Origin of the sequence: Idiomarina sp. UBA3162 (genome assembly GCF_002364475.1) — a bacterium.
Classification (GTDB): domain Bacteria; phylum Pseudomonadota; class Gammaproteobacteria; order Enterobacterales; family Alteromonadaceae; genus Idiomarina.
This window is the reverse complement of record NZ_DEYI01000029.1, coordinates 1-5,229: the sequence shown is the minus strand read 5'-3', so window position 1 is coordinate 5,229 and position 5,229 is coordinate 1. Positions and strand designations below refer to the sequence as shown.

General features: G+C 47.8%; 6 protein-coding genes. All 6 read right to left on the bottom strand.

Features of this window, described 5'->3' with window-relative positions; translation table 11 throughout:
• Positions 1 to 609, bottom strand: a 609-nt coding sequence (nqrF, locus tag B2X00_RS03455) for an NADH:ubiquinone reductase (Na(+)-transporting) subunit F (protein ID WP_290486155.1), incomplete at its 3' end; no start/stop codon positions are given.
• 45 nt (positions 610 to 654) lie between these two features.
• Complete coding sequence (nqrE, locus tag B2X00_RS03450) at positions 655 to 1,263, bottom strand: NADH:ubiquinone reductase (Na(+)-transporting) subunit E (protein WP_006955081.1); 609 nt, start codon at positions 1,261 to 1,263, stop codon at positions 655 to 657.
• Positions 1,264 to 1,268: 5 nt separating this feature from the next.
• The gene (locus B2X00_RS03445) at positions 1,269 to 1,901 is read right to left on the bottom strand and encodes an NADH:ubiquinone reductase (Na(+)-transporting) subunit D (protein ID WP_006955080.1); all 633 of its coding nucleotides are present in this window, start codon (positions 1,899 to 1,901) and stop codon (positions 1,269 to 1,271) included.
• Positions 1,894 to 2,670 carry a Na(+)-translocating NADH-quinone reductase subunit C gene (locus B2X00_RS03440; RefSeq protein ID WP_006955079.1) on the bottom strand — a complete coding sequence of 259 codons (777 nt, stop codon included), beginning with the start codon at positions 2,668 to 2,670 and terminating at the stop codon, positions 1,894 to 1,896. Before B2X00_RS03440 ends, B2X00_RS03445 begins: the two co-directional genes overlap by 8 nt.
• Positions 2,663 to 3,865 (bottom strand): NADH:ubiquinone reductase (Na(+)-transporting) subunit B, encoded by a 1,203-nt coding sequence (locus B2X00_RS03435; protein WP_006955078.1) that lies wholly within the window; start codon positions 3,863 to 3,865, stop codon positions 2,663 to 2,665. The genes B2X00_RS03440 and B2X00_RS03435 overlap by 8 nt, the downstream gene beginning before the upstream one ends.
• Before the next feature lie 2 nt (positions 3,866 to 3,867).
• Positions 3,868 to 5,208 (bottom strand): Na(+)-translocating NADH-quinone reductase subunit A, encoded by a 1,341-nt coding sequence (locus B2X00_RS03430; RefSeq protein WP_290486132.1) that lies wholly within the window; start codon positions 5,206 to 5,208, stop codon positions 3,868 to 3,870.
• Positions 5,209 to 5,229: the final 21 nt, after the last annotated feature.

The window sequence follows — 5,229 nt, the reverse complement described above, 5'->3', positions numbered from 1 at the left end:
TTTAGACTCCAGATCGAAGAAACCAAAGTGGTTCCAGTCGCCACGATATTCTTCAGGAATATCGAAGTCAGCGTATTTAACGTGGTGCGCAGGGGCTTCGATTTGAATATAACCACCGGCACGGAAAGGAACTTCCTCGCCTTCTGGCAACTGTACAACAAACTCTTTAATAAAGGTTGCCACGTTGTCATTCGATTTAACAACACAGTCCCATTTACGAATACCGAAAACTTCTTCTGGTAATTCAATTTTCATGTCTTGCTTAACGTTAACTTGGCAAGACAAACGCACGCCTTCACGCGCTTCTTTTTTCGTGATGTGATCAAGCTCGGTCGGAAGAATATCACCACCGCCGTCTTTAATGGTCACGCGACACTGGCCGCATGAACCACCACCACCACACGCAGACGATACGAAGATGCCCGCATTGGCAAGTGCGCCCAACAGTTTAGTACCAGGTTGGGTCACGATCTTTTTGTCTTCGTCGTCGTTAATCAGGATTTCCACATCACCCTGAGGTACCAATTTTGATTTAGCGAACATAATGATCGCGACCAAAACCAGTACGATGATGGTGAACATCGCTACACTGAGTGAAATCAGTTGAATATCCATCGATTCGTACCTTTAACTTTTATCGATTCAACACACTGGTTATAGAGATACGCCGGAAAACGACATAAAGCCCAAACCAATCAGACCCACTGACATAAACGTTGCACCGAGACCACGTAGGCCATCAGGCACATCGGCGTATTTCAGTTTCTCACGCACTGCGGCCAAAGCAACAATTGCAAGTGCCCAGCCCACGCCACTTCCGATGCCGTAAACAACCGATTCACCGAAGTTATAATCACGCTCTACCATGAACGATACGCCACCAAAGATGGCACAGTTCACCGTGATCAGCGGCAAGAAAATACCGAGCGCGTTGTAAAGTGCAGGCACAAATTTGTCCAACGCCATTTCAAGAATCTGAACAATCGCTGCAATAACACCGATAAAGGTCAAGAAACGCAAGAAGCTTAGGTCTGCATCAGGAAATCCTGCCCAGCCCAACGCGCCAGGTGCAAGAATGTTGTGATAGATGAGATTGTTAGCAGGTACCGAAATACCCAATACAACAATAACCGCTACACCCAGACCAAAAGCCGTTTTAACTTTCTTAGATACCGCCAAAAAGGTACACATACCTAAGAAGAATGACAGTGCCAAGTTCTCAATGAATACGGCACGAATAAACAGGTTAATATACTGTTCCATTGTGCTTACTCCTTAGGTTCGACTTGTTCAGTGCGGAAGGTACGCAGTACCCAGATAAATCCGCCAATGATAAAGAACGCGCTCGGTGGCATTAACAACAAGCCCACAGGCTCATACCAACCGCCTTCTGAAACCAAAGGTAAGATCTGCACATCAAACAGGCTACCTGAACCAAATAGTTCACGCACAAAACCAACGACGAGCAATACTAATGAATAGCCTAAGCCATTGCCGATACCATCTAAGAACGACATGCCTGGACTGCTTTTCATTGCATACGCTTCGGCGCGACCCATAACGATACAGTTGGTAATAATCAAGCCAACAAATACCGAAAGCTCGCGCGAGATTTCGTATGCGTAAGCACGCAGCACTTGGTCAACCACGATAACCAAACTCGCGATGATGGTCATCTGAACGATGATACGTACGCTCGAAGGGATGTGGTTTCGGATAATCGAGATAAAAAAGTTTGAAAACGCAACAACTGCGGTCAAAGCAATACACATAACCAGTGTATTGCTCATTTTTGATGTGACCGCCAATGCTGAACAGATACCTAAGATCTGTAACGCAATTGGGTTGTTTGCAAATATCGGTCCAAAGAGTACGGACTTCACTTCTTTTGCATTAGCCATTGGTCAGCTCTCCTTTGCGCAATTTGTCGAGTAACGGACCGTAGGCGTCGTCGCCCATCCAAAATTGAATCAGTGCGTCTACACCGTTACTGGTTAACGTTGCACCCGACAGCGCGTCGACTTCGTGTTCGCCTGAAGCGCCGCCCTTCACCAAGTCGAATTGGACTTGACCGTCATCGCCATAGAGCTCTTTACCTTGCCAAGTTTTAACCCAAGCCGGGTTGGTGATTTCACCACCGAGACCAGGTGTTTCCGAGTGCTCATAAAATTTAACGCCTTTAACTGTATTAAAGTCGTCTTCAAGCGCGATTAAGCCGTACATAGTACCCCAAAGACCTTGGCCACGGATATGTAACACGGCACCATTAGTGCCACCGTTGCCGTCTTTGATAAGGTAAACTTCGGTCATATTTTCGCGCGTACCCAAGCCAGCAGGGTCATCTGATTTTGGTAGTTTAGTGCTACGCTCAGGGTCGCCCGCCGCTTTACGGTTATCAAAGTCTGATGGGTTAACATCCTGCATGACTTGATAGTCTTTCAGACTCACAACCAGTGGTTGAATGCGCTCTTTATAAACAGCTGGCACATCCATACCTTTTTCTAGAATACCGGCTGCATCAAGGATGTTTTCCTGCATAGCTAGCGCAGCGTTGCGCTCTTGCATTGGTTTAAGACCAATCGCCGCACCTGATACAACGATAGAACAAACCAAACACAGCGCCAGCACTACACCGACCGTTTTGCCTAAACTTTCATTCTTCTTAGACATTACGTGCTAACCTCCGTTTAATGTTGGCTTGTGCTACGAAGTAGTCAAACAATGGTGCAAAGACGTTCGAGAACAAGATTGCCAGCATGATGCCTTCAGGGAACGCCGGGTTGACGACACGAATCATCACGGTCATGAAACCAATCAAGAAACCGTAGGCAAACTTACCTTTGTTCGTAAATGACGCTGAAACCGGATCGGTTGCCATAAACATCATACCAAAGGCAAAACCACCCAGTACTAAGTGCCAGTACCACTGCATTGCAAACATTGGGTTGGTATCGCTACCAATCAGGTTAAGCAGGCTTGAGAATACGACCATACCGAGGAACACGCCTGAGACGATGCGCCAAGAGGCGATACGGAAGTAAATCAGTGCAAGACCACCAATCAAAATCATCAGAGTTGAGACTTCGCCCACTGAACCTTGGATGTTACCTAAGAAAGCGTCCCACCAAAGAGCGGTGTTGCTGTAGTCGATTTGACCCATCGCAGCTTTACCTAGGTTAGTGGCACCAGAGAAGCCATCAACAGCTGTCCAGATAGAGTCGCCCGACATACTTGCTGGATAAGCAAAGTACAAGAATGCACGACCTGTTAACGCAGGGTTCAAGAAGTTACGGCCCGTACCGCCGAAGATTTCCTTACCAATGACAACACCAAAGGTGATACCCAGTGCAACTTGCCAAAGTGGCGTGGTCGCAGGCAGGATCAACGAGAACAGTACCGAGGTGACGAAGAAGCCTTCGTTTACTTCGTGCTTACGCACAGAAGCAAATAGTACTTCCCAGAAGCCACCAACAATAAAGGTAACAGCATAGATAGGTAGGTACCAGCACGCGCCGTACCACATCTTAGTGCCCCAGCCAGCATCGCCGCCAAAGTCGCCACCCAACAAGTGGAATAAGCCCACCTGCCATGCGTCACCTAATTGATAACCTTCAGCCAACGCCATCGCGGCTTGGTTACCCACGTTATACATACCCCAGAACATCGCTGGGAATGTCATCATCCATACCAAGATCATGATGCGTTTTAAGTCGATACGATCACGAATGTGAGTCGTCGACTTAGTCACCGTACCTGGTGTATAAAGAATAGTGGCTACCGCTTCGTAAAGCGCGTACCACTTCTCGTATTTGCCGCCTTTTTCAAATTGCGGCTCAATACGCTCGAGTGTATCTTTCAAGCTCATGGTTAGCCTTCTTTCTCAATCTTAGTGAGACAGTCTCGCAACACTGGTCCGTATTCATACTTTCCAGGGCATACGTAGGTACACAATGCCAGATCTTCCTCATCCAGCTCCAAGCAGCCAAGTTGCTGACCTTCATCAGTATCGCCTGATAATAAGTCACGCAATAATAGCGTTGGTACGATATCCAGCGGCATCACGCGTTCGTAGTTACCAATCGGTACCATTGAGCGCGCAGACCCATTCAATGAAGTGGTCATGCTGAATAGCTTCTTCGGATTGAAGTGGCCCGCATAAGCACGCGTGACCGAGTGTAAATCTGAACCAGGGCGGATCCAGCCGAACAATTCTTTATGATTGCCCTCTGGAATAACACTCACCTGATTGTGGAAACGACCCAACCAACGATGCGCATCATCTGCTGTGTGACCGTTCAATACAGAACCGGAAATAACGCGGTTGTTGTCACCGGCAAGCTCACCGTCTGTTAACTCAACGATATCAGCACCTAAACGGGTACGTAACAACCGAGGTTCTTTAACACCTTCACCCGCTAACGCAACGAAGCGCTCGGTGAAAATTTCGCCCGTTGTAAACAGCTTACCGTAGGCAATCACGTCTTGATAACCAATATGCCAAGCGGGACGCTTCAAGCTGACTGGGTTCAAGAAATGCATATGAGTACCCACCAATCCGGCTGGGTGTGGACCACTGAACGACTCTAACTGTGCGTTAGTGTCGCCGATATCCACTTCTGCATCGGCAGCTTTGACCACAAACATTTTGCCTTCAGTCAGGTTAGAAAGTACTTTCAAACCATCGATGAATGCTTGTTTATGCTCATTAATATAAACAGTCGGATCGCCAGACAATGGATTGGTGTCCATTGCGTTGATGAAGATTGCGGTAGCTTCAGCGTCTAGAGCAGGCGCTTTACTGAATGGGCGCGTTCTTAATGCTGGCCACTGGCCGGATTCTACCAGAATCTCTTGCACTTTTTCGCGACCCAAGCCGTCAAGCTTAGCGCTGTCAAACGACTCAAAGGTCACTTGCTCATCGCCATCAAGCTCAACTACAACTGCCTGCAGCACACGGCGAGCACCACGAAGGATGTCTTTCACCTTACCTGCACCCGGGGCAGTGTATTTCACGCCTGGATTCTTTTTATCTTCGAAAATCACCTGACCTTTTTTTACACGATCGTCCACTTTCACGTGCATGGTCGGGCGCATACCGACATACTCTTCACCCAAGGTAGCGACCGTCGTCACGGCCTTACCGTCGGATAGTTGCTGCTGGGGAGCACCCTTAATTGGGATATCCAGCCCTTTTTTGATCGTAATCATATGCGTTTGCACTACTCGTTA

Bases quoted from the DNA above. Each gene is read 5' to 3' on its own strand.
- B2X00_RS03430 (WP_290486132.1), bottom strand. From the start codon at position 5,208: ATGATTACGATCAAAAAAGGGCTGGATATCCCAATTAAGGGTGCTCCC.
- B2X00_RS03440 (WP_006955079.1), bottom strand. From the start codon at position 2,670: ATGTCTAAGAAGAATGAAAGTTTAGGCAAAACGGTCGGTGTAGTGCTG.
- nqrE (WP_006955081.1), bottom strand. From the start codon at position 1,263: ATGGAACAGTATATTAACCTGTTTATTCGTGCCGTATTCATTGAGAAC.
- B2X00_RS03435 (WP_006955078.1), bottom strand. From the start codon at position 3,865: ATGAGCTTGAAAGATACACTCGAGCGTATTGAGCCGCAATTTGAAAAA.
- B2X00_RS03445 (WP_006955080.1), bottom strand. From the start codon at position 1,901: ATGGCTAATGCAAAAGAAGTGAAGTCCGTACTCTTTGGACCGATATTT.